General features: G+C 50.2%; 22 protein-coding genes. 9 read left to right on the top strand and 13 right to left on the bottom strand.

Going from position 1 to position 26,309, the window contains the following annotated elements:
* Positions 1-7: 7 nt before the first annotated feature.
* The 7 genes from KI379_RS25515 to KI379_RS25545 all read right to left on the bottom strand — a co-directional run bounded on the left by KI379_RS25515 (position 8) and on the right by KI379_RS25545 (position 7,503).
* Complete coding sequence (locus tag KI379_RS25515) at positions 8-1,147, bottom strand: toxic anion resistance protein (protein WP_076173875.1); 1,140 nt, start codon at positions 1,145-1,147, stop codon at positions 8-10.
* A 28-nt stretch (positions 1,148-1,175) separates the two neighbouring features.
* Positions 1,176-2,861, bottom strand: coding sequence for a vWA domain-containing protein (locus KI379_RS25520; RefSeq protein WP_212985328.1), 1,686 nt, complete (start codon positions 2,859-2,861; stop codon positions 1,176-1,178).
* A 10-nt stretch (positions 2,862-2,871) separates the two neighbouring features.
* On the bottom strand, positions 2,872-3,600 hold the full coding sequence (locus tag KI379_RS25525; RefSeq protein WP_076174015.1) for a hypothetical protein: 729 nt from the start codon (positions 3,598-3,600) through the stop codon (positions 2,872-2,874).
* A gap of 505 nt (positions 3,601-4,105) precedes the next feature.
* A complete protein-coding gene (locus tag KI379_RS25530) occupies positions 4,106-5,254 on the bottom strand; it encodes an MFS transporter (protein ID WP_212985329.1) in 1,149 nt (382 codons plus the stop codon).
* Between the two features lie 119 nt (positions 5,255-5,373).
* Complete coding sequence (locus tag KI379_RS25535; RefSeq protein ID WP_212985330.1) at positions 5,374-6,435, bottom strand: LLM class flavin-dependent oxidoreductase; 1,062 nt, start codon at positions 6,433-6,435, stop codon at positions 5,374-5,376.
* Between the two features lie 93 nt (positions 6,436-6,528).
* A complete protein-coding gene (locus tag KI379_RS25540; protein WP_076173879.1) occupies positions 6,529-6,807 on the bottom strand; it encodes an ArsR/SmtB family transcription factor in 279 nt (92 codons plus the stop codon).
* 192 nt (positions 6,808-6,999) lie between these two features.
* Positions 7,000-7,503, bottom strand: a complete 504-nt coding sequence (locus KI379_RS25545) for a GNAT family N-acetyltransferase (protein WP_212985331.1) — start codon at positions 7,501-7,503, stop codon at positions 7,000-7,002.
* A gap of 311 nt (positions 7,504-7,814) precedes the next feature.
* Here KI379_RS25545 and KI379_RS25550 point away from each other — a divergent pair, with 311 nt between their 5' ends.
* The 3 genes from KI379_RS25550 to KI379_RS25560 all read left to right on the top strand — a co-directional run bounded on the left by KI379_RS25550 (position 7,815) and on the right by KI379_RS25560 (position 9,683).
* Positions 7,815-8,402, top strand: a complete 588-nt coding sequence (locus KI379_RS25550; protein ID WP_244879436.1) for a GNAT family N-acetyltransferase — start codon at positions 7,815-7,817, stop codon at positions 8,400-8,402.
* A 225-nt stretch (positions 8,403-8,627) separates the two neighbouring features.
* Positions 8,628-9,212, top strand: coding sequence for a helix-turn-helix domain-containing protein (locus tag KI379_RS25555; RefSeq protein WP_212985332.1), 585 nt, complete (start codon positions 8,628-8,630; stop codon positions 9,210-9,212).
* Between the two features lie 21 nt (positions 9,213-9,233).
* Positions 9,234-9,683: a VOC family protein gene (locus KI379_RS25560; protein ID WP_212985333.1), complete on the top strand. Its 450-nt coding sequence runs from the start codon at positions 9,234-9,236 to the stop codon at positions 9,681-9,683.
* Between the two features lie 76 nt (positions 9,684-9,759).
* Here KI379_RS25560 and KI379_RS25565 read toward each other — a convergent pair whose 3' ends face one another.
* Entirely contained in the window at positions 9,760-10,245 is a 486-nt protein-coding gene (locus KI379_RS25565) for an EVE domain-containing protein (protein WP_212985524.1), read from the bottom strand.
* Between the two features lie 1,050 nt (positions 10,246-11,295).
* Positions 11,296-11,715, bottom strand: a complete 420-nt coding sequence (locus tag KI379_RS25570) for a hypothetical protein (protein ID WP_212985334.1) — start codon at positions 11,713-11,715, stop codon at positions 11,296-11,298.
* Positions 11,716-11,885: 170 nt separating this feature from the next.
* On the opposite strand from KI379_RS25570, the gene KI379_RS25575 reads away from it, so the two are divergent.
* The 4 genes from KI379_RS25575 to KI379_RS25590 all read left to right on the top strand — a co-directional run bounded on the left by KI379_RS25575 (position 11,886) and on the right by KI379_RS25590 (position 20,040).
* Entirely contained in the window at positions 11,886-12,707 is an 822-nt protein-coding gene (locus KI379_RS25575) for a helix-turn-helix transcriptional regulator (RefSeq protein ID WP_212985335.1), read from the top strand.
* 107 nt (positions 12,708-12,814) lie between these two features.
* Positions 12,815-13,765, top strand: a complete 951-nt coding sequence (locus KI379_RS25580; protein ID WP_212985336.1) for an aldo/keto reductase — start codon at positions 12,815-12,817, stop codon at positions 13,763-13,765.
* 249 nt (positions 13,766-14,014) lie between these two features.
* Positions 14,015-15,295 carry a peptidase M56 gene (locus KI379_RS25585; RefSeq protein ID WP_212985337.1) on the top strand — a complete coding sequence of 427 codons (1,281 nt, stop codon included), beginning with the start codon at positions 14,015-14,017 and terminating at the stop codon, positions 15,293-15,295.
* 266 nt (positions 15,296-15,561) lie between these two features.
* Positions 15,562-20,040 (top strand): glycosyl hydrolase, encoded by a 4,479-nt coding sequence (locus KI379_RS25590; RefSeq protein ID WP_212985338.1) that lies wholly within the window; start codon positions 15,562-15,564, stop codon positions 20,038-20,040.
* A 137-nt stretch (positions 20,041-20,177) separates the two neighbouring features.
* On the opposite strand, the gene KI379_RS25595 is transcribed toward KI379_RS25590, so the two are convergent.
* Positions 20,178-21,305, bottom strand: coding sequence for a beta-ketoacyl-ACP synthase III (locus tag KI379_RS25595; protein ID WP_212985339.1), 1,128 nt, complete (start codon positions 21,303-21,305; stop codon positions 20,178-20,180).
* A 453-nt stretch (positions 21,306-21,758) separates the two neighbouring features.
* On the opposite strand from KI379_RS25595, the gene KI379_RS25600 reads away from it, so the two are divergent.
* Positions 21,759-22,253 carry a DUF1036 domain-containing protein gene (locus KI379_RS25600; RefSeq protein ID WP_089548808.1) on the top strand — a complete coding sequence of 165 codons (495 nt, stop codon included), beginning with the start codon at positions 21,759-21,761 and terminating at the stop codon, positions 22,251-22,253.
* 185 nt (positions 22,254-22,438) lie between these two features.
* Positions 22,439-22,969 carry a GNAT family N-acetyltransferase gene (locus KI379_RS25605; RefSeq protein ID WP_212985340.1) on the top strand — a complete coding sequence of 177 codons (531 nt, stop codon included), beginning with the start codon at positions 22,439-22,441 and terminating at the stop codon, positions 22,967-22,969.
* 317 nt (positions 22,970-23,286) lie between these two features.
* Here KI379_RS25605 and KI379_RS25610 read toward each other — a convergent pair whose 3' ends face one another.
* The 3 genes from KI379_RS25610 to KI379_RS25620 all read right to left on the bottom strand — a co-directional run bounded on the left by KI379_RS25610 (position 23,287) and on the right by KI379_RS25620 (position 26,272).
* Positions 23,287-24,705 carry an N-acetylmuramoyl-L-alanine amidase family protein gene (locus KI379_RS25610; RefSeq protein ID WP_212985341.1) on the bottom strand — a complete coding sequence of 473 codons (1,419 nt, stop codon included), beginning with the start codon at positions 24,703-24,705 and terminating at the stop codon, positions 23,287-23,289.
* Positions 24,706-24,880: 175 nt separating this feature from the next.
* The gene (locus KI379_RS25615) at positions 24,881-25,738 is read right to left on the bottom strand and encodes a copper amine oxidase N-terminal domain-containing protein (RefSeq protein ID WP_212985342.1); all 858 of its coding nucleotides are present in this window, start codon (positions 25,736-25,738) and stop codon (positions 24,881-24,883) included.
* Positions 25,739-25,756: 18 nt separating this feature from the next.
* On the bottom strand, positions 25,757-26,272 hold the full coding sequence (locus tag KI379_RS25620) for a DUF4241 domain-containing protein (RefSeq protein WP_163880967.1): 516 nt from the start codon (positions 26,270-26,272) through the stop codon (positions 25,757-25,759).
* Between the last annotated feature and the right edge of the window lie 37 nt (positions 26,273-26,309).

Here is a 26,309-nt window from a genome sequence, read left to right on the forward strand (position 1 = left end):
TAACCGGTCACAGCCCCAGCGCTTTCCCTTTTTCCAGACGCTGAATGTGCTTCTCCCCCTCATCGGACAAGGCACGGAACTGATTGATCGTATCCCGCATTTTCGGAAGCGCCGCCTGTTTGTAAGAGCTGATCGCTTCAAAGGCGGAGATGGCATCGGAGAAAGCCTGCTTGAGCGTATCGACGGAGACGCTGGTTTCAATGGCCTGCTTCTGGATCGCTACGCCTTGGTCCTTTAACATCCGGGAGGTACCGGCAATGATATTGTTCGTCGTTTGATTCAGCAGCTCGATCTTCTTGAGCACAATGCCTTGGTTGTACAGCGCACTGGCCACGGTCACCGCGATTTTCAGCGCCGAGATCGTGACGGTTTTGGCCCGGTCCACGCCCCGGATCAGCTCGCGATTGTTGCGGATGACCACTTCATAGGCCATGATGCCCTGCTGGTTGACCACCAGCATCTGCTGAAGATCCATCACGCGCTGCCGCATCGGAAAAAGGACTTCCTCCGTAATAAAACGGACTTTTTCCGGATCTTCTCCCCTTTGCTTGGCCGCTTCAATCTGCGCCTCGATCGATTCGTCCATCATCGTCCCCAGCTGAATTTCTTTCTTCAGCGTCTTCGTCAGCTCCCGGATCGTTTGCTGCTCCAGCTCCAGCGTCGTGTTGTCGTTTTTGAGCGTCGTTTTCCCTTTGTCGAGGGATACGACAATGTCAGCAATGACGTCGTCTGCCTTTTCAAACTTCAAAAAGTATGCTCGCAGCGGGTTGAACAGCTTGCCAAGGAATCCCTTTTTAGCAAAGTCGATCAAACTGGGGTCCAGATCCTTCAGCTGCGTATGCAGTTCCGTCAGCCCTTTGGCAACGGCTCCCCCTTCATCCCCGCCTTTGGAAAGATTGCCGACGGACACCTGCAGCAGGTTGTTCTTCTCAGAAGAAAGCTTCATCGTATCCAGCCCGAAGCTGTCGATCGATTGCAAAATCTCCTTGCGTTTGTCCAGCGACTCCACATCCAGCTCCATAATGGAAGCCACATTCGCATCGGCGATTTCTTTCAGTTTCGCTACCTCTTCCGGTACCGGCTTAACTTCCTCCTCGATCACAGCCTGGATCTGCTCCGCACTTGAGACACTCATCGTAAACGCCATATCTCATCCTCCCCCTTTGACTTCACCCTTACATTTGAACGTTGAACAGATTTCCGATCTTGTACACGACGTCATCGGTATCCGCATTGATGCTGGCGGCTTCGTTAATGCTGGAAATGCTTTGCAACGCCTTGATGTTGGCGTTATAGCCAATGGTATAAATCGGAACCTTATAGTTCTCAATCAGTGCTTTGATGTCGCTGAGCGAATTGCCTTTGTTCGTTTCACCGTCGCTTAGTACGAAAATAACGGGTTTCATGTTCGGATCGGCCGCCAGCTGGTCCTGCAGCATCTTGAGCGCAACCACGATGCCGTCAAACGTTGCGGTCTGGCCGCTGGCCTGAAGGCTGTTCACTGCGCCCACGAACATCGACTGCTGATTGACGTCGTATTTTCCGATCGGGAGCTGGATGGTCACGTCGTCGGAATAAGAAACCATGCCGATGCTGTTGTCTTTGCCCAAATATTTTTGACCCTTAATGAGTGATTCCTTCAGGCGGTTCAGCGGTTCACCATCCATGCTGCCTGACGTATCCGCCACAAATACAGCTACAATCGGCTTGCTTCCGTTCTTCTTCTCTTTCCATACCTTCTGGGCGGATGTCAGCAGCTTCCCGTCAATCGGGGCCATCTCGGATTTGTAATCCTCCAGCCCGTTGAAGCCTTTGTCTTTTGCTGCTTTAGCGTACTTATCCTGGGTTACGAATTCTGCGAACTTTTTCAAAATAGCCAGCTTCTCCGGCTTAGTATCGCCAAGCGCGTAGAGCGGACTGTCGTGACGCACGCCAAATGGAGTGAAGACATAGCCGCTTTTCAGGTCTGGTGCATTGACGAACGTCTGGTACTCCAGAATGAACCCGTCGAGAGAGCCCGATGTAGCCGCATCCCGCATTTGGATCGTCGTCGAGGCAATGAACGGTACGTTGGCTTGGAATTTCTCAAACCCTTGAACCGCTTTATCGCTTAAAATATTGGAGCTGTCAAACGTATTCAGCGAGGTCACCAGGAAATTCAGGCCGGTCGAACTGGCAAAAGGATCCGTATAACCCATGACAAGCTCGTTGCTTGCGATCGCATCCGTTACCGTTTTGACATTGATGGAACCGTACTTTTCGACAAGTGCATCGTATTTGGACTTCTTGATGACGATCCCTGGAACGTTGCCTACGAGGCGCTTAGACACCAATTGGGTTTTGACACCGCTGGACTTGACCATCTCTCCCCATAATTCGTTGGAAGGCGTGAAGGCATCCGGTACGTATTTACCTGACATGATATAGTCCGCTGCCGTACCGGAAGCGATGTTGCGGACCTTAACCGATACGGGAGTTCCGTTTACAGCCACATTCGCTTTATTGAACTCCGTTGCCGCCTCCGTGAGCCAGCCGTCCACGCCGGTTCCCGACTTCTCGGTCGATGAGAAAATCTCGACATAATGATCATTCGTGTTCGGCACCGTAATCGGAAATTTGCTGATATCCGGAAGGGATGAGGCCACATCCACCGGGTCCAGGTCAATTTGTCCTTTTACAGGCGTTGCCGTTGCGGGTGAAATCTTCGAATACAGTTTATCCAGCCGTTTGGCTGCGTCTTCCGCGGTCACCTGGTCTTTCGATTTCCCGAGATTCGAGGTTACCGTAATTCCCCCGTACACGAGCGCAAATACAAATATCAACACGATCACTGAAGTCAGAATAAACCTGCCCTTCTTCACTTGAACACCTCTAATTCTTATAATATTTGGTTTGATTAATTAACAGATCGATTTCCTGCATGCAGGGCATCTTCTCGATGTCGCCGGCTTCGAAGCTGTCCAGGCGGGATATTTCCAGCAGGAGCTTATCCAGCTTGAGCAGGATCTCTTCATTGGTCGCCAGGGAGTTCTTGGTGAATGTTAAATACTCGTTGTAGATCTGCTTTCTTTCTTGGAGCAATTCTGGAGGTAGATGGGAGGCTTTAGATCCACTAAGACTTTTAAACTCGGATTCGTCGAATGCGCCCAGCCGGTTCAGGATGCTTTTGAGGTTGAGGTAAAATACGTTTTCTACCGCCTGGACCGTCGACATGAATTTTTTGTAGCTAAGCTCGCTCGGATCGAAACGCTGGGTCAACACGCCGACCAATTTGTACTTCTTGCGTGCGATGCGGTCGAGCTGATTTAAAGCAAGGGATATATCCGCTTCTAACGCTTTTACTTTCTTGTAGTACTGCAAGGCATTTACGTAGTCATCATGCGTCTGGATCTGTTTGACCGGCACGGCAGCCGGAGTCTTGGCGTTAACACTGTAAACCGAATAAATGAGGACCAGAACACTCGCCAGAAGGAAGGTAATCCCGAATGCCGTCGAAAAGGCGCTGCCGCCGAGGTTAAGACCGATAAACCCCGGGGAGAACAGAACGATGTTCACGACGATGACCCCCAGAGTGATACCCAGCAGTTTTATGTATTTCATTCCCAATTAGGTTCGCACCTCCTTCATCACTAATCTCATCCTTTACCATATTCTACATGATGATGTTTTGGGATGTCATTTTTTGTAACGATTTATTTTTAATACGGTTCGATCTCCGTTTTGGCTTCATTTATATAGATTGAACTAAAGGTTTGCATTGAGCTTCCTTTTACAGCGGCACACTAGAGGCCTATAACGCGTTCATTTCTTTAGTTCATTCTATGTTAACTGGCTACTTATTTTCCTTATGCTCGGCAAAGTGGCAGTATGAACGAGAACGAATGGAAGTCCCCTTAACCGCAAAAAGACAGCCGCTCAACAAGCCGGCTGCCTTCATTTTGGACGGAGCTATTGCATTTACGCTAGATGATGAATCACTCATATGGATAATGGAGCAAGTACGTAAAATGTTCCTGCGACCGCTCTTGTTTTCGGACTTCTTAATGTATAGAGCCTTCTTAAGTGGGGGAAATCCGAAAATCAAAGCCTATGCTTCCAGCTCTTCTCATGCAGCCTGGCGGCGCATTGTCAAAGAATACACGGCCGGGATCAGCCCAAGGGCGACCCCTATTCCACCCAGCCAGCCGGCTGCTGTCAGAGAGATGCTGTCCACAATAACACCTCCGATAACAGCCCCTACAGCCATCCCTAACTGCACAATGGATGTGTTCAAGCTTAAGATGATCCCGGAAGCCTGGGGAGCCATACCGATTAAGTACACTTGTTGAACCGGACCCATCGACCAAGCAAAGAAGGACCACAACATCAGTAGCGGCAGTACAAGCATGGAGTGATGGGCAAACGCCGCCAGCAAAAATAAAATACCCGAGTGAAAAAGCAGACTCCCCACCATCGTGCGGGGGATCCCCCATTTATCTACACCGTAGCCGCCAACTTGGGAGCCCAGGAGACTTGCCAGCCCAAATGCAAACAGCCCGATGCTTACCATCCGTTCGCTCATCCCCGTAATGGTCAGAAGAAACGGTGTGATATAGGTATACAGAATCGTATATCCCATTATCCAGAAAAAGCTGATGGACAGCGCAGCGAAGATCCGGGGCGTTTTGAACAAGGCGAGCTGTTCCCGAATGGGAACGGGAGCCTCTCCCTCTGATTTGGGAATCGCCAGCAGAAGAACCAACATGGCGAGCAGGCTGAGCACCCCGATCCCCGTGAAAATGACCTTCCAGTCATACGAGCCCGCAACGACCCTTCCCAGAGGAACCCCCAGAATGAGCGCGAGATTAAAGCCCAAGAGAACGGTGGCGATCGCCCCCCCCTGCTTACCGGGACTTGCCATCTTGGCCGCTACGGTAAGGGCGACAACCATGAATACCCCGGTGCTGATCGCCAGTATGATTCTTGCTCCCATCAGCATGCCGTAGCCGGTAGATGTGATGGTGATCAGGTTACCTATGAAAAACAAACCCAGAGCCAACAGCATAAGCTTCTTCCGATCCATCCTTGCCGTGAGCGCAACCAGAATCGGAGTACCGATCGCATAGGCAAGCGAGTAGACGGTAATCAGTTGGCCGGCCGCCGCTACCGACACGCCAACGTCCTTTGCAAGCATATCCAGTATGCCGGCAATCACAAACTCAGAGGTTCCGACTAAAAAGCTCGCAATCGCCAATATATAAATTTTCCATCTCATATCGTATCTCTCCTCATCCCATCAATTTTACAGTTCTAAATCTGTAGAAATCATGACTAAAAAAATATTGCCCTCATCCTTAGGCATCTAACGCCCGATCGGGTCACTGCGCTCCATCATTACCGCTTGATGCTTGACGGCCCTAGCTCTTGACGGACTATCGGTGCTACCTTGGTGCCGAGCAGCTCAATCGTTCGCAGCAATTCGCGATGGGGGAGCGTGCTGAAATCCACGTACATGAGAAATCGGGTTAGGCCCAGATTCTTGTGCAGCAATAAGATTTTCTCCGCCACATATTCAGGGTCCCCGACATAAAGAGCGCCATGAAGGCTGCTGGATGCATCATATGAGTCACGTGTATAAGGAGACCAACCGCGTTCCCGTCCGATCCGGTTCATTTGGGCCGCCATCACAGGGTAATACCGCTCTGACGCCTCTTGTGTCGTATCGGATATAAAGCCATGCGAGTGCGTAGCAATCTGCAGCTGATTTGGATCATGCCCGGCTTTCACAGCCGCTTCCTTGTAGAGCTCCACCAAGGATGCGAATCGCTGCGGAAGTCCGCCAAGGATTGAGAAGACGATCGGAAGTCCCAGCAAGCCGGCCCGTATGGCCGATTCCGGGCTGCCGCCCGTGCCGATCCAGACCGGTAAAGGCTGCTGCACAGCACGAGGATAGATGCCCATATTGTCAATCGCAGGACGATGTCCGCCGCGCCATGTCACCCGCTCTGAAGCGCGGATCTTGAGCAGCAGTTCCAGCTTATCTTCGAACAATTCCTCGTAATCCTTCAGGTCATAGCCGAACAGCGGGAACGATTCGATGAACGAGCCTCGTCCGGCCATGATCTCAGCCCTCCCGTTCGATAGTCCGTCAAGCGTCGCAAAGCTCTGGTATACCCGCACCGGATCATCCGAAGACAACACCGTCACCGCGCTCGAGAGCCGGATGTTCTTTGTTGTCGCCGCAGCAGCAGCCAATATGACGGCTGGCGACGAGCTTGTGTAGTCGATACGGTGATGCTCACCGATGGCAAAGACATCAAGACCGACTTGATCGGCCAATTGGATCTCTTCGATGGCTTGACGCAGGCGCTCGGCATGTGAGACACCCCCTTTTTCGTGATCTGCGTGAAGAAACGTACTGATTCCAATCTCCATCGTATTTGCTTTGTCGCTCATAAGAGTGCACTCCTTCTTTATAGGGTATAGAGGATAACTTGTACAACCATCAATTCCTCAGTTCTAGAACTATCGAAATGTAAGTTAAAAAAATTACGCCATTAAATAAGGCGCAAATTTTTCCGCCACATCCCGATTGACGTTATAGTGAATATACGATCCGCTTTTCCGTGAATCAATCAGACCGGAATCCGTCAGCTGCTTCAGATGATGCGACAGCGTCGAACCCGCAACTGATTCAAGCTTTTCACCGATGGCCGTGAAGCATAGATCGCTTTCTTTCGAGAGCAGCAAGGCGATCTTCAGCCGGGTTGGTTCCCCCAGAGCTTTATATACCTTAACGGCCTGCAGATCTGTTTGATGATCACCCATGATGATGCTCACCTCCTCCATCTATTCCGCAGTTCTATAACTATCGAAATCCAGTTTAGCATGATGCCGTTGTAAAGTAAAGGGCTTCACCTAGGAGCTGCAAATGGCCTGCTAGATCAATGAAAAGCAGCCGGTCCTTAGGCCGGCCGCTGCTTGGTTTTAGGTTTGGTTTTGCGTTTGACGTGTCTGTCCTCAGACACAAGTAATAGAAGCCTGTGAGTTGAGCCGCAATACCGTGATTTGCTCGTCTCCGATCACTTCACCACTGTCACGGAAGCCGAGGCTTTCATACAGCTTTTTGGCGGGCGCATTATCGGCCTTGTAAGAAATCCAGCAGTATTGTGCTGGACCTGCCGGAAAAGTGAGGATAAACTCCAGCACCTTTTTCATGGCTTCCCGGCCATAGCCTTTATTTTGGTGCCGCTGATCCATCATCAGCCGCAAAATACAATAGCCGTCATCTGCGATGGATGGGGTATCGTAACCGGTAATTTTATACGTGATCATCACAAAGCCGACGGGCTGCTCATCCGCGTAAATCGCAAACGGAAAAGGATGCCCTCCATTGGTCGCAAGAACATAACACGAAGCTACGCTGGACAAATTGGACGCAACGAAGCGGCGCTGATCTTCCGAAACCTCTAGTTTAAATATTTCGCGTCTGTTTTCGAGCGTGATTTTTCTGAGTGTAATCATGCAGGATTTCTCCCTTCCTTATCTTCGGCAAGATCACCGATTCGTTTTTGCGCCGCGGTCGCTTTAATAACATACAATCTATGCAAAAAAAGTAATAGACTTATATTGAATTTTTTTATAGACTATTCTGTATCCATGGCATTTTTAGGAATATGTCTATATGGGCATTTCGTGAACCGGCGCGTCGTTGTGCCGGTTTTTTATTTTTATAACGATAATAAAAAATTAAAACCATTCATTATCCCCAGAATTAGGATATCCCGTGCTAATATGGATTTTAACTAAATTCATGCTTATCATCGGAGGTCGTTATGATGCGAGAGATCGATTACAGCCATTATTTTTGGCAAGATGATAAAATTAGATTGCGTGCCATAGAACCTGAAGATTGGGAAAGTTTTTACATAGGTCTCTATGAAACTCCCGCACGTCTCCTACTGGAATGTGCGATGGAATTACCCCCTACCATTTCAGGAGCAAAGAGGTTTACAGAGGAAAATGCTGATTTCACCTCTACGAACGGACGCATCATGTTTACGATTGAAACATTACATGGGGAGAGTATCGGCGGAATCAATTTAAACAGCATCGACGAGAGAAACGGAACGTTTAGTATCGGGATCGTCATCGATAAAGAGCATCGTGGTAAGGGTCATGGTACCCGGGCAATGGAAATCCTCTTAAAGTATGCTTTTTTGGAACGAAGGCTTCATAAATTTAATGATTGTGTTCTTGAAGGAAATGAAGGTTCTTCGAGGATGATGCAGAAACTTGGCTGCGTTCAAGAAGGTGTGCGGAGACAAGTGGTATATATCAATGGTAAATACATGGATTTTATTTTGTATGGTTTAACCAAAGATGAGTTTATTCAAAAGCAAAACGAGAAACTCAACATATAAACGGAGAAGGGGCTGCCTAGCGCAGCTCCTTTTTTTCTATAAATTCACCAAAGAAGAAAAGTACAGAGCCGTCGATTTTTCACAATACTCCTGATGGTGTACTCTGTTATGATCTCGTTAGAACTTCCATAAATGAAGACACCTAAATACAAGTGAAACACTGGTGTGTGTGAAGCTCTTTCTAAAACCTGTTCTCGTTGAACTCATGAGGAGGTGAGTTGCACGATGGAAATACCCGGTACTATTTATCCAAAACAAATGCCATTGCTTGATCAGAAGACTATGCCGATCTATGTCCCACGTGATGGAATTTGGCTCCGCCTTGCCCTCACATTGGAAGGAACGGTACGCCGCAGTTCTTATGCCAAGCAAATCCTTTGCTCACAGCAATTTAACGCTGCACGAACGCGCTGGACTCTTGCCGATTTGACTTTTCTGCAATCAGCACTTGAGCTGCTTTACAATACACAGGGACAGATCCGTATGAGTACCCTTGCCGCTGAGTGCGATCTTTCATTGCGCCAATTTGAGCGACGATTTAAGCAGTGCATAGGCGTTTCGCCCAAGGTGTTCGCACGTCTCCTCCGCTTCGAGGCGCTGCTAACCTCATTGATACAAGGGCCAGCCACTTCTCTCGCTGACGTCTCTTCCCATCTTGGCTATCATGATCAAGCCCATGTCATCCATGAATTCAAGACATGGGCAGGCTGCACGCCAACGGCGTTTCTCGCACGGGCAAAACAGCGGATGATGCAAAAGCCTATTGTTCCCGACCCTCGTAGTGCCCCTATTCCCTTATATAACGTCTAAAAAAGAAGGAGCTGATGTAGTATGTCTCACACAGAGCAATCTTTTCAAATTCCCTGGCAAAGTATTCATCACATTGCCTTGAATACAGCGGATCTGGACGCAACGATTCGCTTCTACCGAGACGTGTTGGGGATGCAAGCCAGTGATATCGCCCCATCCCAAGAAGGGCGCGGCAGGCATTGTCTTATTTTGGTTAAACCCAACGACGACAACGTATGGGGCTTCCATTTCTTTGAACGACCGATAGCAAGGACAACGCTGGGTGCTTCAGATACCCATCCGCAGAGTTTCGTCCCCCATGTGGCCCTGCGACTCCCGAACGGGAATGCAGCACAAGCCTTGCGTGAGCGTTTGAGCCATGCTCATGTATCCGTCACAGAGATTCCTGAACTGGGGACATTTGTGTTTTTTGACAACAATGGTCTATGTTTAGAAGTCACTTGGCCCAAAGGCGAACATATCTCTTTGTGAAGAGGCTTTGGTCGTTTTTTCTGCCTTTTAAAAGAAAAAAAGTCACAGCCACGGATCGTGACTGTGACTTTTCGCGCTAAAGATCAATAAGCACGCTTCGGCTGGCATTGTCCCACGTTACTTCACCTAACATAATGCTGGCAATCGTCTGAAAATCCTCATATCCGATCTCAAATTGCCCATAGCGGAAAGCATATCCCCAGCTGCGCTTCCCGCGGGTAAAGGTAAGCCGGTCCAATAGAGGGGCAATCTTCACTTCACGGCATGGAAGGTAACGGATATCCCGGCGAAAAGGCACAAAGGATTCGGACATCGGATACTCGTAGACCCTGTCACCGGTCACCTGCCCAATGGCGGTAAACGCTTGAAGTGGTTCCCCTTTCGACATGTCGGTTCGTGGAGAGTAGTATATGAGCCAATCGCCGGGACTCATCCGGCGCAGAGGCGTTGCTTTTCCATGACAGAGCTGGGCAAATCCGCCTTGGACCCCCCGCTTCACGTGAGAGGCAGATACAACGCCAATCCAATAGCGGCTGTTTTGCTCATCTGCGGTAACCGGCATGATTTGATCTTCGTTTTTCTTATCCAATATGGGTGCCTCCTAATAAATCATCTCCTATGACTATATAAAAACGCTGCTGACAACGGTCTGTCAGTAGCGTTTTAGCATCTCGGTATATACTTTTGTTCTAGCGCACGAACGGAATGACATATCAATCTCTTCCTAACTAACACGGCACCGGCCTCTCTGCAAAACCTCGCTAACGGCCGGCAAGCCGTTCACTGTCAAAAAAGGCCCGACTGTGGTCAACTGTTGTCGGAAATGAATGTGAGTTGGGTTCAAAACGGACGAAGCTTCTCGAAAGTAGGGCTGGAACATGTTTTGTTTGACGGACGAGACGGAACGTGAAGCGGATTATTATCAATAAGCTGTTGAAAAAGACTGGCTGGTACGTAATAAGTTCAATACTCCTTATTATTCGTACCTGGTGCCGGGCAGTTGCGGGGAAATCGAGCGTGTTCTGGTTGGGCAAGTTAGAGCAGAGCTTTGAAGCGGGCTTTAGAGAATGCAGAGCTAAAACTCCAAGTAACAGTTTGTTACCTGGAGTTTTGTCCATTACTTGGTATCCCGATGAATTATCACATAGATTAATAAGGATAAAAAAAGTAAAGTTATATAGGTGATTATATACTTTGAAAGTGGCGATTGAGGATTTGATGTGAACGTTGCAAAAGTTATAATGAACGGTAAGGCGACAAAATCCAAGAGATATCTTTTTCGAACCTTGTACAATTTGAATAATACCTTTATTCGAAGGTTCAATAGATACCATCTCCTATCGATTGTATTTATGGCGTTTAAATCAAGACTCACCCAACAAATTTTGTTTGAAATTGTACCGAAGGCGTTTTTCCTGATAAGGGTCGCTGAAGAATCAAAGGTGCATTTCATGCTCCTGATTCGGATCGCCGACCTGCGCGTCTCACCTTTAAATCTATAATTTTCCTAACCAAGACTTGAGTTAGTAAGGAATTCGTCAATCTGAAAGAATATCCTTCTACCATGACATGCTGTTTAAGTTAAAAGCGGCCGCGCCCTCTTCTTCATTTCTTACGAGTCCTGAGAAAAACGAAAAAACTTGCTAAGAGGCATGGTGTGATCCTCCGGATATCCCTTGGCTTGCAGCAAACGGCTTAAAGCATGATCATAATCGTCCTCCTGCTGAAAGAGTACCGTGACATGGCAATGTGCTAGTGCCACATGATCCGTCAGATGTTCGGCGATGTGGTACAACATGCGTTCTTCACTTTTCTCCAAACTTTTAGATGAAAATACATGCGCCGTGATATGATTTTCTCTTTTGTCCTCCCCTATTCCATCCTTAAGCCATGGAAAATCCTCATCACGGCTTGGCCGCCCCTCATCCACAATGATAATCCGGCAATCTTTACCGTTCATGGCAACATCCCATGCTTCCAAATCCTTTAATTTTAGGATTCTTTGAAGTTGTTTTAAAAAATCGATGTTCATGTTAAGCTCCTTTCAAAACAAAACTTACACCTGAGTGACGGCTACTTGATTCAGTCTATACCCTTCCTATCGTCACAGGTCTCTATGGTATACTTGTATCGTAAATCAGCCTCAATGATCATGCTGATACCTTGAACGAAACCCAAACCAACAGGTGGTGATCGACATTAATGACGGTACATAACAGTAGGGCCAAAACGATGGGAGCGTTCTTCAAATCGCGCAGAGAACGTCTCTCGCCAGAGGATGCGGGATTAAACTTCTCCAGCGGTCAGCGCAAAACACCCGGCCTTCGACGGGAGGAGGTAGCCATCCTGGCAGGCGTAAGCGCCACTTATTATACGTGGCTGGAGCAAGGAAGAGAGCTATCCGCCTCCAGGGAAGTCATCGAGAGCATTGCCAATGCTCTTCAACTGTCTCCGGACGAGAGAGGCCATTTGCTTCAGCTGTGGAATCCATATGAGCCCGATCCCAATGCTGCGAGTTCGGCGCCTCCCGCTGCCGTGGATCCACAGCTGCAGAAGATCATCGATCAAGTAGCCTACCCCTCATATATCACCAATAAGAGAACTGAAGTTCTCGCTTGGAACGAGGCGGCCAGCAGAATGTTAACCGATTTTGCTTCCATTCCAGCCGAGGAGCGTTCATTAATTCGGTTGGCTTTCGAAAATGAACAATTGCGCCGACGGATCGTGAATATCGATGAATTCGCGAGTTATGGGGTTGCGGTATTCAGAACCCATTATGATAAACACCGGGACGATCCTTGGTTTGAATCAACGGTAGAGCATCTGATCCAAAGTAGCGAGGAATTTAACCGCTTGTGGAAGCCGTATGAGATTCGACTCAAGAAATTAGACCGGGTTATTTTGCAGCCCTCGGCCTCTGATGATCCTGTTGCTTATGACATCCGGCCGCTCGCGAATCTGTCCGACAGCCCGGATCTGCACATCTGCGTCTATATGCCGGCTGCAGTGGATAAGAAAGACTGACGGGTAATATTTTTACTAGTAAAAACGCTGTGTGGTTGCCTCAAGTTGGATCGCTTAGAATTGGTTCATGTTCGAGCGATACTAACGCAGGAAACGAGGGAATCTCTATGGTACAGAAAAGAAAACTAGGTAAAGAACTTGAAGTGTCGGCCATCAGTCTGGGCACGATGACGATGCCGAATAACGAGGAATCCGTTCGCACGATCCAGGGAGCGTTGGATCTGGGCGTAACGATGTTCGATACGGCCGATTTTTACGGCGACCCGGAATTCCGCCGGTTCGGTGAGAACGAGAAGCTTGTTGGACGCGCCCTGAAAAGCCGACGCGGCGAGGCGATTATCGCTACCAAATTCGGGATCACACACGGACAAGGCCCGAAAGGCGACCCCGCCTATATAAAAAAATCCGTCGATGCCAGCCTCTACAGCCTGGGTCTCGATTACATCGACCTCTACTACCAGCACCGGCCCGACCCCAACACCCCTATCGAGGAAACGGTCGGAACGCTGGCCGATCTCGTTCAGCAAGGAAAGATCCGCTACATCGGGTTATCGGAGGCACCCGCGGACATCATCCGGCGAGCCCATACCGTCCACCCTATCACCGCAGTCGAAACTGAATATTCGCTTTGGAGCCGGGAAGTAGAGGATGAAGTCCTCCCTGTTCTTAAGAAGCTGGGTATCGGCCTCGTCCCTTACAGCCCGCTTGGCCGCGGCTTTCTAACCGGTCAGATCAAGAAGCCTGAGGACTTGCCGGCGGACGATTACCGGCATCGTTTTCCAAGGTTTCAAGGCGAGAATTTCGTCAAGAACGTCGAGGTTGCCTCCTTGGTCGAGAAGTTAGCCGCGCAAAAAGGCTGCACCCCCGCCCAACTAAGCCTGGCATGGCTCCTGGCCCAAGGCGAGCAGATCGTTCCGATTCCGGGAACGAAACGGCTTGACCGTGTGCAGGAAAACCTTGGCGCGCTGAATGTAAAGCTAACGGCCGACGATTTGGCGGAGATCGAGCGAATCTCTCCTAAGGGCATTGCCTCCGGCAGCCGTTTTCGTCAAGCCTGACTCATATAAAAACCGGTGAGAATATGATTCTTAAACAGATGAAGGGCGCCCAATTGGGTTGCCCTTACTTTATTTCTGCTGGCAAGCACTAGGAGTCCTTGGGCGTCTTGAATCCTAACCCCTTTCCCCTTGCATTAAAAAGAAATTCGTAACATCCATTCATTCGATTACGTTATACCAATGTGGAATGCCCAAGCTGTAGGTTATCTGCACTTTTTGATGTTAACAACAAGGAAAGGAGGATATTGCATGATCCCCAAATACAATAAGGGCCGCTCTATGGTCTCCGTTGCGGTGATTGTTGTCCTGATCATAGCTGCAGGCGCCGTATGGCTGACACAAGGTAACAAAATCGGGGAACACAACTCATCGGATCAAAATACTCAGACCGCTCCCCAGGCCCAAAGCGCCTCATTTAAGATCGAAAGACCGATGGACTGGTTCAAATGGTTTCACAGCCTTGACCGGGCAACCGATTTTTCCAAATTCGAATACAAAGTCCCGGATTACTTGCCCGATGGTTATCAGCTCAGAAATGTAGATCAGAATATGCTCTTCTCCACTCCCGGTCGGAGGGATCTCTTAGATGTCGTAACTATCAGCTTTGTATCCCAATTCGGAAACAACAACGAACAAAATATTGAAATAGTGGCCTCCAAGGGGCCAGGTAATATGCTCGAGCAGGGTTTATTGTGGGGCGCTCCCCGTACATCTTCCTCGGGAACAGCCGAGGCTCCTTCTTTCCAGGAAGAACAAGTGTCACTCGGATATGTTACTGGCGTACAGTACACAAAAACGCAGGGCACCGAGCGCAAGCCGAATGGAGCCACAAGCTTCGTCTGGCAGGATGGCGGGGTCACTTATGCAATCAACTACTATAGAGGGAAAGAGACTTCAAAAGAAAAACTTCTGCTGCACCGCGGAACACTCACACAAGAGGATTTGGCGAAAATCGTCCAATCGTTCGTTCTCCCGCAGCAAGTCCAACACATTCGCTACGACGGGGAGGGAAATTCCTTCCCTCTTTACGATGAAACGGATTTGACCGAGGCTCAGAAGATTCTCGGCTTTCAGCCGAAATTTCCCATGAATATGCCGGACACTCAGCTTAAGCTAATTGACTCGACTTTGCTGCGTCCGAAAGATCAGAACACCGGTTTCGATCTTAGACCCTCTGCAGACACACTGTGGAATATTTATAGCCCACCCTATGATTCAACCACATATGATCTGAACGACCAACTATGGCTGTACGAGAGTAAACAATATCTGGTCGATCCGGCGAAGCTGCCGCTCCTGCGCAAGCTGGAGATCGATGGCGTGGAAATCATGGCATATAACGACAACGCCCACGTTTATTTTGGGCCATTTTACGGTGCGGACAAGACAAAAATAAAAAACCAAACCTATTATTTATGGAAGCAGGACGGAATCTGCTATACTGCGGTCTTTGTAGGCTTGGACAAATATCAGGAAGAGAACCTCAAAACGCTGATTCTCGCTCCCTCCCCTCCATTGAAAAGCGCATAATCCCTCGGCCTCCTCATTCTTTTGGAATGTGGGGGCTTTTTCCTTTGAACGATGATCCAGGCAAAAAGATAACGATTTATTATTTGTTATTATTTTATTAGCAAATTAATATAACTAAATTCTTGCCAGACACACCCCGTTATGATAGTATATTGACTCGAAAAGGGATAAATAAAGCGGTTACATAATTTCTAAATATGATATCCTGTTAGCTTAAAAAACCGCTTTGTTAGCCCTTTATCTTCTATCAATCAAGGGGAGTTTTCATGAAAAAGTCATCCAAATGGCTGGGCACTACCCTATCGGCGGTATTGATCGCTTCACTATTGTCTCCTGCCTACGGATCGGCAGCTGTCCAAACGGACACCAGCGGCATGACCGCCAATGACCTTACAGGGCACTGGGCACAGGCCAGCGTGCAAAAATGGCTGAGCAGCGGGCTGATCCAGGGCTATCCGGATCACACCTTCCGCCCCAATGCAGAAATCACGCGTGCAGAATTCGTATCTCTCTTAAATCATTTGTTCGGCTTTACAACCCAGTCGAAGGAAGCTTATGCGGATGTCCCTGCCGACACCTGGTTTGCAAGCGCTTTCTCCATAGCCAGGGAGGCCGGCTACTATACTGGATATCCCGGCAACGCGGCCAAACCGGGTGAACCGCTAACCCGTCAGGACGCTGCGGTGCTGCTGGCACGGGCGTTTGAATTCAGCGGAAACGAAACAGCCTCCTCCCTTAGCTATCTAGACCAAGAGAACATCGGGGTGTACGCCCGCAAAGCGGTCCGGACCCTCTCCGGTTACTTCCAAGGCTACCCGAACGGGACCTTCCGTCCCGAGGAACCGATTACCCGCGCGGAAATCGTTACCCTGATCGATAAGCTGGTCAGCGCGTACTATCCGGCTGCCGGTACTTATACCGCCGGGAAGATTCAAAGCAGCGCCGTGGTGAACCACGGGGGTGTCGTCCTGAAGGACGCCGTCATTCAGGGCAATTTATATCTGGCGCCAGGAATTGGCGACGGCGAAGTCACCCTGGATCATGTCACGGTTCAGGGCACCACTTTCATCGAAGGCGGCGGCGCCCATACGGTCATCGTCAAAGACTCCGACCTCGGCAGCGTTCTCGTCAACCGCCGCGACGGCCAGGTGCATATGCAGCTGGCTGGCACGACCCATATCGGGCAGCTGACGGCAAACAGCCCGTCCCAACTGGACGCGGGTGACAGCTCGATCATCGACAGCGCCGAGTTCAATCAGCAGGTGCAGCTGGCCCTCGGCGTCAGCGCCTCCATCGCTTCCCTGACCGTGAACCCGTCGGCCGCAGGCACCGCAATCACGGGCACGGGCAGCATCAAGCAGGCGGTGATCCAAGGCAGCGGCGTCACGCTGAACGGCAAGGCGCTTCCGCCTGGAACGACCAGCATCTCAGGTGGAGCAGCCAATGCAAGCCCTGCGCCTTCCGGAAGCACAGGCACCACAGGCACAGGCGGCAGCCCTTCGGGCAGTACAGGCGGAGGTTCCAATTCCGGGGGGAACGGAAACAGCAGCGGCGGTGGCAACGGCGGCAGTCCGGTGGAAAACGTCACGACCGTCAACCTGACGGATGCAGCGGCAACGGACCGCACCAAATCGCTGTTCGTCTATTTAAACCAGCTCCGCGGCAAGAACATCCTGTTCGGCCAGCAGCATGCCACGACCGAAGGTATGTCCATCACGGCGAAGGACGGAACCCAATCAGACACCTTCAACAGCGTCGGTGCCTATCCGGGGCTGTTCGGGTGGGATACGCTGAGCTTGGAAGGCAAAGAAAAGCCAGGTGTCGCCGGCAATGCCGAACAGAGCCGCGACAACCTCGTCGCCGTCATGAAGAAAGCATACGCCGACGGCGGCGTGCTGACACTCAGCTCTCATATGCCGAACTTCGTCACCGGCGGGGATTTTTACGACACCAAGGGCAACGTCGTGTCCCACATCCTGCCTGGCGGGGACAAGAACGCGGCGTATAACGCTTTTCTCGATCAGATCGCCGACTTCGCCCTGCACCTCAAAACCGATGACGGCAAGCCGATTCCGGTCATCTTCCGACCGTTCCATGAGCAGAGCGGAAGCTGGTTCTGGTGGGGGGCTGCTTTTACAACGACTGACGAATACAAGGAGATCTACCGTTATACAGTTGAGTATCTCCGCGACAAGAAAGGCGTCCACAACTTCCTGTACGCCTACTCGCCGGGCGGCGGTTTTGGCGACTCTGCGGATACCTACTTAAAAACCTACCCGGGCGACGACTACGTCGACATTCTCGGGTTCGACAGCTACTACAACGGCGAGGGCGACTCCTGGTTTAACGGCGTCAAGACGGAAGCCAAAACCGTGTCCAACATCGCGGACAGCCGCGGCAAAGTCGCTGCCTTTACCGAGTTCGGCTACCAGAAAATGAAGGTCACTGGCAATACGACGCCCGGCTTCTACACGAAGCTGGCAAACACGCTCACATCCGATCCGGACGCGAAAAAGATGGCGTTCATGCTGACCTGGGCCAACTTTGGGCCGGACTCCATTTACGTCCCTTACCCGACCGGCGATCCAAATCAGGAGCATGAAATGCTGCCGGATTTTAAAAAGTTCTACCAGGATGCGTACACGCTGTTCAGCGACGGGGTCATTGGCGCCTATGATAAAAAGGTCAACACTGCCTCCGAACAGGGCTCCATGCATATCGCCTCTCCGACGGACCAAAGCACCATTAAGGAGGCTTCAACGACGATTCGCGTCCGCGTCCTGAACGAAACGCCGGATCGTGTCGTCTACAGCGTGCAGGGTTCGGATACCGAGTATCCGATGACCCTCAACCCGGACAGCGGGTACTACGAGGCGCAGTGGACGCCGGCAGCGGAGCAGAACGGCAAAACCGCGGACATCACCGTCAAAGTGTATGGCAGCAGCGGGGCCGTGCTGCATGAACAGACAAACACGGTGTTCGTGAAGATCGGCGAGGTGCTGGCCGGTGCCTACACTTTCGATACCGCCGCTGACACGGAAGGCATCCAATACAACGGCGAATATACCAGTTCTTCGGAAGAAACGAATGACGGAAGCGCGGTGTACAGCGATTTTAACGGCGGATCCCTGAAGATCAGCGCTCCGCATTTGAACGGAACCGATTCATGGCAGGAGCTGAAGCTGGAGTTGAAGAACGCCAAGGCTAAAGCCAGCGCCGGCTCGCTCGCGGGTATCCAACGGGTCAAAATGGACGTGTGGGTCCCCGCTGCAGCCGGGGCATCCAGCGAGCAGGCCAGCCTGCGCGCCGTAGGGCAGCTCCCACCGGACTGGACTAATAAGTACGGCATGGACACAACGTATTCGTCATTTGCGTCCCTGCCCAAAGAAACGATCGATGGCGTGGAGTACGTTAAATTCAGCCCGACGATCGATTTTACGAACGCGGATGCGCTGGCGGCTGCCGACGACATCGCCTTGTCCATCGTGGGCAGCGCGCTGCAATCGGATGGAGATACGCTCCCGGTCTACGTCGATAACATTAGGCTCTACAGCGCCTATGCCGAATCGGCGGGCGACCCGTCCGTCGTCGACGACTTCGAGAGCTACCTGGGCAGCAGCGACGCGCTGGCAAGCAAGTTCGTGCACGCCGGCGGCGACCCGGCCGGTGCTGCGCTGGACGGCACGCACAAGCACGGCGGCAGCTACGGGCTGAAGTACACGTACACGCTGGCAGGCAGCGGCTACGCCGGCATCACCAAGGCGATGAACGGCGCCGATTGGTCCGGCTTCAACGCCCTGCAATTCTGGTACCAGCCGGACGGCCAAGGCCAGAAGCTGGTGATGCAGATCAACGCGGACGGCAAGACGTACGAGTACTACCCGGACACCAAGACGACCGAGCCGGCGCTCATCACCGCTCCGTTCAGCGAGTTCAAGCCCGCCAACGGGGCGACCGGCACGTTGACGAAGACGAACCTGAAGAACGTCCAGGCGTTCTCCATCTATACGAACGCGGTGCCGGACGGCAACCGGCTGACGTCGTCGATGTATTTTGACGACATCCATGCCCTGCTCGATCCGAACGCTGGCACCGTGCCCAGTGGCAGCGCAGGCGGCGGCACCGCACCCGGCGTGCTGTTCGACTTCAACAGCTCCATCACCGGCTGGTCGCTGAACGACGACACGCTCGGAGCCGGCAACCTCGCCAATCCGGAGGATGGCGGCAGCAAGGTGCTCAGCGCGGACTTTCCGTCTGCGGGCGCAGCCGACAAGCACTTTGAGCTCGCCTACATGAGCGACCAGGACCTCAGCCAAGGCAGCACCCTGATGGTCCGCTCCCGAGTGGCCGGCGGTACAGCCAAAGCGAAGCTGTTTATCAAGACCGGGTCGAACTGGGCATGGGCTTCCACTGACGAAGTCGAGCTGACAGGCGAATACCAGTGGATCAAGCTGAATCTGAATGGTAAAGACATCAGCGGCGCCGCCATCGATAAAACGCTGATCAAGGCCATCGGGCTGCAGATCGCCTCGCCAAGCGGTGAAGGAACGATGACCGTGTATGTGGATGACGTGACGCTGGATGAGGAAACACTGGATGCCGTGGTCAATGGCGACGCTGAGGTCAGTGGGGATAGCGTTGCCAGCAACACGGGGAATGACATCTCGGGTTCCAACGAAGCCGGTAACGCCACTGGAGAAGGTACTAACAGTCAAGAAATTGTGGATGAAGGTAGCGAACATTAGGGGACGATGAATGAAAGCCTGGAGCCATCTTCATTACTAAATTCTCCTTAATCAACGATGCAAAAAGGACCCTCCGCTGAGGGTCCTTTTATGCGAGTTATGGAAATTGCATTGAATACATTGTTACAAGAAGGCTGTCAAGCCCCAACCACCGTCAACAGCATCGTCGATGCCTGAAAGCGGCCGCTTTCCGGAACGACGCACACGATCTGCTGCCCCGCGGAGAGGCGTCCGGAATACAGCAGCTCCTCCAGCATGATGTAAATCGAAGCCGCCGCCGTATTTCCTTTGGTGTACAGATTTGTAAACCATTTTTCCTCAGGGATCGTCACGCCGCCCTGCTCCAGCAGCTGGAAGATCTCTTCCCTGAACACATGCGACGAATAATGGACCACCATCCAATCGACCGCGTCCGGGTCAATCCGCCCTTCTTCCACCAGCTCCAAAAACCGCCGCGTCCCGACCTTCGTAATTTCATTCACCAGCCGGACGTCCTGCTTCAAATTCAGCGCGCCGTGATCGGCCGCTTCATGAATCGAGGCGTAGTCCAGCCACGAACGTCCGCCATCCTCCTTGCTCATGCCGGAATACATGCAGGTCTCGTACTCATTGGCATACGACTTGTTGTCGATCCACTCGATGCGCAGGGAGAGCCCCTGTGCAGAGGGTTCATTTTGCAATAGGGCTGCCCCCGCTCCGTCTGACAGCATGAACCGCAGAAAATCCGTGTCAAACGGTACCCGGCCGTTGCTGTAAATGCTCTGCGCCTCGAATTTTGTATGTTTGAACTCGCGGCTCAGAAACTCGCTGGAACAAGCGATGGCGGTCCGGTGCTCTCCTGACTTGATATGTAGAAAAGCGTTTTTCAGCGCATGCATCCCGCTCGCGCATAACCCCGAGTGCGAAGAAATCTCCATCACCGGCAGTCCCGTCTCGGCATGCACCATACTCGCAAAACCCGGCAGCAGCAGGTCCGCTCGTGTCGTACCGGTCGCCAAGAACTCGACGTCCTCCGGAGAGACACTGGCGCTGCGCTCCAACGCCTCGCGTATGGCCAGGGCCGCCATCTCCGCGTTGGTGTACAAGCTTTTCTGCTCCTTGTCCATCGCGTAATAGCGCTGCTTGATCTGATTCTTTTCCAAAATGATACGCTTCGTCTTGGAGGATCTGCCTCCGATTTTACCAAGGTAATCTTCCATTTCCTCATTGCCCACCGGGGCGCCGGGAAGGAACTTCCCCATGCTCGTGATATAAACGGATTTCATATAACACCTCACTAAAGATATGATTACTAATTATGATATTAATCCCACTAATTGTAAAGTAGATGAAAAATTAGTAGATTCAAATACTCTCCAGGTGTATTTTTAAACAACAAAAAAACCGCTTTATTCAGGCAGCGGCAGCCTCTGCGATCCACTCTTTTACCGTTGCAGTCACGGGATGAAGGAAGCCGGTTCGAATGCAGCGCAGACAATGGAGATAATCCAGGAAGGCTCAATCAAGAATGGCATACCACATCTTATTGGAAAAGCGTTCATGCGTGTTGGGTAAAGGCGGGATTCAGATCAAAATGGTTGTCTGCCTTTACAATCGGTCCCATGCGGCTGTCTTCAATTTAGACTCTTTCATCTTCCATTTGTCTATGACCCTTTCAAAAATACTCACATAGATTAATAGTGCAGTACCGATTCTTTGATCAGAATGGAGTGGATGCTATGAGTTTTTATGTTAGAAACAGTACGCCGAACCCCGTATGGGTCGCGGTGGGGTACTATGATCCGGATTGCAGTCCGATCACTTATTCAAAAGCTGGCTGGTACCGGATTACCCCTGGAAGACGTATGCTCCTCGTAACGGGATCCTCCGTAAATCAAACGTATTATTACTATGCCTACGACCAATTCGGCAATACGTGGAGCGGAGATTTCCCCACCTATGTTCCGAGTACGGCTTTCAATATGTGCTGGATTGAAAGATGCCAAGGTACGGGCTGCAGAGAAGTAGGGTTTGACGAGGTCAACGTCGGCAATTTCCAAAACTATACCATTACCCTGGTAGAGGCCGCAGGCGCAGCGAAATCAAAAAATATGAGAGCACCAAAAAAGAGTACACGGAAGTTTAAATTAGGCAAGGCCAGCTTGAGAAAAACTCCTGGTAAATTGGGCAAACTGGGCAAAGTTAGAAAGCCGAGATATGGTAAACGGAAATAACGCTTCATTCCAAAGCCGCAAAGATTCTTATCGGGAATCGCGGCTTTTGCTATTTTTCACACATCATGCTATAGTCATTAGTCTGCTTAGATTCTTTTACATAATAATTAAGATAACGACGAAGGAATAGGCCACCCGTATTCAGAATGATTAGTATCCATATCAACCGGTAGGAGTGATGAGTGATGAATCAACACGAGTTTGATATTGTGGTCAAACCAGCCGAGGATTCTCAATTGGATTTGCTCGAGGAAGTGTTCAGCCCCGGGATTCTGACGTATCCCCAGCATCGGCGATTCGAAGTACAGAGGAAAGGTGAGGGCGTATTTCTGATCGCATGGCATACAAATCAACCGATTGGACATTTCTTACTGCGATGGAGTGGCCCTGAGGATCCTCGTGTAACTCAATATATCGATGTGACTCACAGTGCCTTTCTGGAGGGAGGACTCACGAAAGAGGGCTATCGCAAAAAAGGTGTAGCAACGGCGATTATTCGTGAGGCTGAGAAATTAGCAAGCGAAAGAGGCTGCACTCATATCGGCTTGGAAGTGAGCAGCAAAGACAATCCCGAGGCAAGAAGGCTGTATGAACACCTGGGTTATATCGACTGGGGTTACGGTGAATTTCAGATCAGTTGGGAATACCATGATAAGCACGGAACAAGCACCCGCTCCGATATTGTTATTTTTATGCAAAAACCACTAGTCTATTGATCAGGCGAAAGCCCCCCGTTCCAGCCAAGGATATAGGGGGCTTTTCTATCGATTGATCTCATAACCTATCAAATTGTGCCTGTTTGTCCAGTCAAATCTATTCGTAAAAGCATAGATTGTTAATATAGGAGGTGATCATTATGTGTTGTAATCGAAAAAAAGTAATCGTCGTCAAGCTGCACCCCGGTCAAAAAGCTGTAGTCATCTGTAAGAAAAAGAAAAAGCATCGGCATGATCATTGGAAATTTTATTAATGCTCTCTGAAAGAACGCTCTTCGAGCGTTCTTTTTTGTTTCTCTCTCCCTGCGATGTTCTCCCTATGTAATGCTTAAGTACTCTTTGATGCCATCAACAATCGCTTGTGCTGCCTTATACTGAACGGTGTCCGACAGCATGGCTTGTTCATCCGAGACATTGCTTAGAAATCCGACCTCTAATAGAACCGCAGCCATATGGGTCTCACGAATCACCTGCAGGCTGGTGTTTTTAACGCCGCGGTCTTTCAGACCCATCGCCTGGACCAAACGCTTGTGGATCGCATCGGCGAGCTGTTTGCTGCTGCTCCGCTGATAATAATGGCTCTCTGTACCGGTTGCTTGCGGCGATTCCAGTACGCTGTTGCCATGGATCGATACAAAAACGTCCGCATTTAATGAATTGGCCAGCTGCACGCGTTCTGTCCGGGTAGGGTACACGTCGCTGTCACGGGTCATGATGACTTCAATTTCGGGTTCCTTAAGAAGAAGCTCCTGCACTTTCAGAGCAAGCGCGAGGTTAAAGTCTTTTTCATGTTTGTTGCTGATGCTCGTCGTTCCCGGATCGCTGCCCCCGTGTCCCGCATCAATGACTACGATTTTTCTTTCATTCTCGTCGCCTGAAGACACTGGAGTCTGGGGATCGCTGCCCGTCCCAGATAGATCTATAATGAGCTGATCGCCGATAAACTCCTGATGATAGGAAGCCGGGTTACCCTGGCTTAACTCCACCACGACCCGGACTTGCTCGGGGTCTCTGCTAAATAGAGAATATCTGACTTCGGATACATCCGGCTGTCCGCTCACGTCCAATTTCCCCATCATGGCCGAATCCAGCGGCTGAGTCAGAGCCCCGAAGGTCGTATTGGGTAAATCAACAACGATTCGGGCGGGGTTGGTTAACGTTGAAATCTTGGGCGTCACTTGGCCATCCATACGAATGACGAGCTGTTGGTTTAAATAATGGATCTGACTCACATGCGTCAACGGCTCTGTATTGTCTGCTTCGGATTCGGAGTTCGGAACTTTGCTTTGATCCGGGTTTTGAGGCGGGCTTGTCAGGTATACCGTTTTATTGCGATTGTCCCAATTGACAGCCAGTCCCATTTGTTCGGTGACGAATCGGATCGGAACGACCACGCTTTGATTCATATTCCGGGGAGCCGTATCCAGCCGTACGAGCTGATCCGCGACCTTTGCCTCTTTTTTGCCGACGGTTAACATCATGGCTTTGGCGTTTTGCTGGATTGTAACGCTGCGGGACCGTTGATCCCAGTTCACCTGAAACTTTAAATTTTCCGCCACCACCCGAAGTGGAATCATCATGGATTGATCAATGATCGAGACCTTCACATCAGCCGGCAGGGCCAGTTCCTGGCCGTCTAATACAATTTTGGATAGCTTGGATGCGGCACTGATTGAATTGGGGAGCAGGATCAGCAGAAACAAAGACAGGAACAGCAAGGACAAAAATTTCTTCATTGAACACCTCTGTTATCGTTTGAACTTTCTATCGGATTCTAGTAAAAGCGACAAATTACCATTTACAATATATAACAATAAAAACGGAAAATAGTTGCGCTCAAAGTGAAAATGAAGTGAGTTCCTTCTATAGATAAAAAAAGATGACCCCCGAGAGAGTCATCTACCTGTAAATCTATTTAAAAACTCTAGCAACCGTAATGATGTATTCGACATCCCGTAAAGGAAAGTTTTGCGGTATGGTAACATCCTCCCCAGCTTTCACTCCTGGAATAGCAGGGTATGCTGGGCGGCTGTAGGAATCGGTAGCAAAACCGCCATACATTTTTCCGTAAGATACGAGAGGATGAATATCTGCTTTTCCCTTCGGAATATCCTTCCCTGATTTATTATTAGCTGTAATTTTCAGAGCAAAGGTATCATACTTGGACTTTTCAATCGAATAACTTTTGATTTGGAATACGTTGTCTATATTTGTACTCTTCAAATCATTCCCTTTAAAATCAGTAAACGGCTCGCCCACAAGAATACGATCATCATCCAGAACCAGCACCTGGAGTTTATTATCCCAGTGATAATTGAGGTTTGTTTCGTCTAGAAACAAGCGGATAGGCAATGAAATTGCTCCATTCTTCATCACTGGCTTCGTATCCATGACGTAACTTTTACCATCAATCTCTGCAAGATTGGAACCTACAACAAATTTAAATTGATGCTGCAGCCATTCGACCTGAGCGGTTTTGCTCTCGGGTAAGTATGAAACGCTCCCTCCAAATAATTCTTCTAGTGATCGAAGAGGAACGAGCAAGCGATTATTTTGGTCTATATAAGGCGCAGCAGGATGAGTATATAAAATATAAAACGGGCCTGCCTTTAAATACACGTGAGCACTTGAAGGAAGAGGCAATACAGGAGATGCAGCCGACACTTGATTTACTTGGGTGACAAAAATCAATGAAATCGCACTTAGAACGAGTAAAAGGGTTTTCTTCAGCACAGAATTCGCCTCACCTTTGAGATCTTTCTCGTACAAAAACCAGCCGCCTATAAACTAGCCCTTAATAAACACAATCTTCACGCCAACTACCTGATTGTCCGCATTTACAGCCTTGTACACTCCATACGCCCCGTCACCCATGCCTGTCCGTGATACGACGCCGCCTTCCATGACACCTGCTTCCTCCCCGCTCTCGGTGAGATCGCAGCAGGCGAAATACCATTCGGTATCTTGGTCCTGCTTACCGTCAGGGGCATCCGCATCCGGAATCCGGTGCTTGTCGATATCAAAAATCCCGGCCTGCCCGCTGTCCACCCCCGCCACAAAAGAGCACTTGATCCATTCCAGCGACGCTGCCTGTTCCGCCACGGAATGATGGTAAGCCGTCAGCTTGGCGTTGGCTTCGCCCCAGTCGCGAACCTCGACCTTCTCCACTTCTCCTACCCATGTGCCAGTTAAGGCGGATTCCAATACGCCCATAATAATCGTATCCCGATCCAATTCGTAACAAGGATCCGCTACGACCAATTGCCCGGAATTCACTTCAAAATTGCCTAGTTGAATGACCACTGAGGATACCTCCAATAACTGTGATGATTTGGGTTTA

The sequence above is a fragment of the Paenibacillus cineris genome, from assembly GCF_018333335.1.
Lineage (GTDB): Bacteria > Bacillota > Bacilli > Paenibacillales > Paenibacillaceae > Paenibacillus_AQ > Paenibacillus_AQ favisporus.

Coding starts and splice junctions, on each gene's coding strand:
- KI379_RS25545 (WP_212985331.1), bottom strand. CDS start 7,503: ATGATTACACTCAGAAAAATCACGCTCGAAAACAGACGCGAAATATTT.
- KI379_RS25570 (WP_212985334.1), bottom strand. CDS start 11,715: ATGAACATCGATTTTTTAAAACAACTTCAAAGAATCCTAAAATTAAAG.
- KI379_RS25560 (WP_212985333.1), top strand. CDS start 9,234: ATGTCTCACACAGAGCAATCTTTTCAAATTCCCTGGCAAAGTATTCAT.
- KI379_RS25580 (WP_212985336.1), top strand. CDS start 12,815: ATGGTACAGAAAAGAAAACTAGGTAAAGAACTTGAAGTGTCGGCCATC.
- KI379_RS25565 (WP_212985524.1), bottom strand. CDS start 10,245: ATGCCGGTTACCGCAGATGAGCAAAACAGCCGCTATTGGATTGGCGTT.
- KI379_RS25575 (WP_212985335.1), top strand. CDS start 11,886: ATGACGGTACATAACAGTAGGGCCAAAACGATGGGAGCGTTCTTCAAA.
- KI379_RS25530 (WP_212985329.1), bottom strand. CDS start 5,254: ATGAGATGGAAAATTTATATATTGGCGATTGCGAGCTTTTTAGTCGGA.
- KI379_RS25550 (WP_244879436.1), top strand. CDS start 7,815: ATGATGCGAGAGATCGATTACAGCCATTATTTTTGGCAAGATGATAAA.
- KI379_RS25590 (WP_212985338.1), top strand. CDS start 15,562: ATGAAAAAGTCATCCAAATGGCTGGGCACTACCCTATCGGCGGTATTG.
- KI379_RS25535 (WP_212985330.1), bottom strand. CDS start 6,435: ATGAGCGACAAAGCAAATACGATGGAGATTGGAATCAGTACGTTTCTT.
- KI379_RS25540 (WP_076173879.1), bottom strand. CDS start 6,807: ATGGGTGATCATCAAACAGATCTGCAGGCCGTTAAGGTATATAAAGCT.
- KI379_RS25525 (WP_076174015.1), bottom strand. CDS start 3,600: ATGAAATACATAAAACTGCTGGGTATCACTCTGGGGGTCATCGTCGTG.
- KI379_RS25555 (WP_212985332.1), top strand. CDS start 8,628: ATGGAAATACCCGGTACTATTTATCCAAAACAAATGCCATTGCTTGAT.
- KI379_RS25600 (WP_089548808.1), top strand. CDS start 21,759: ATGAGTTTTTATGTTAGAAACAGTACGCCGAACCCCGTATGGGTCGCG.
- KI379_RS25515 (WP_076173875.1), bottom strand. CDS start 1,147: ATGGCGTTTACGATGAGTGTCTCAAGTGCGGAGCAGATCCAGGCTGTG.
- KI379_RS25610 (WP_212985341.1), bottom strand. CDS start 24,705: ATGAAGAAATTTTTGTCCTTGCTGTTCCTGTCTTTGTTTCTGCTGATC.
- KI379_RS25595 (WP_212985339.1), bottom strand. CDS start 21,305: ATGAAATCCGTTTATATCACGAGCATGGGGAAGTTCCTTCCCGGCGCC.
- KI379_RS25605 (WP_212985340.1), top strand. CDS start 22,439: ATGAATCAACACGAGTTTGATATTGTGGTCAAACCAGCCGAGGATTCT.
- KI379_RS25585 (WP_212985337.1), top strand. CDS start 14,015: ATGATCCCCAAATACAATAAGGGCCGCTCTATGGTCTCCGTTGCGGTG.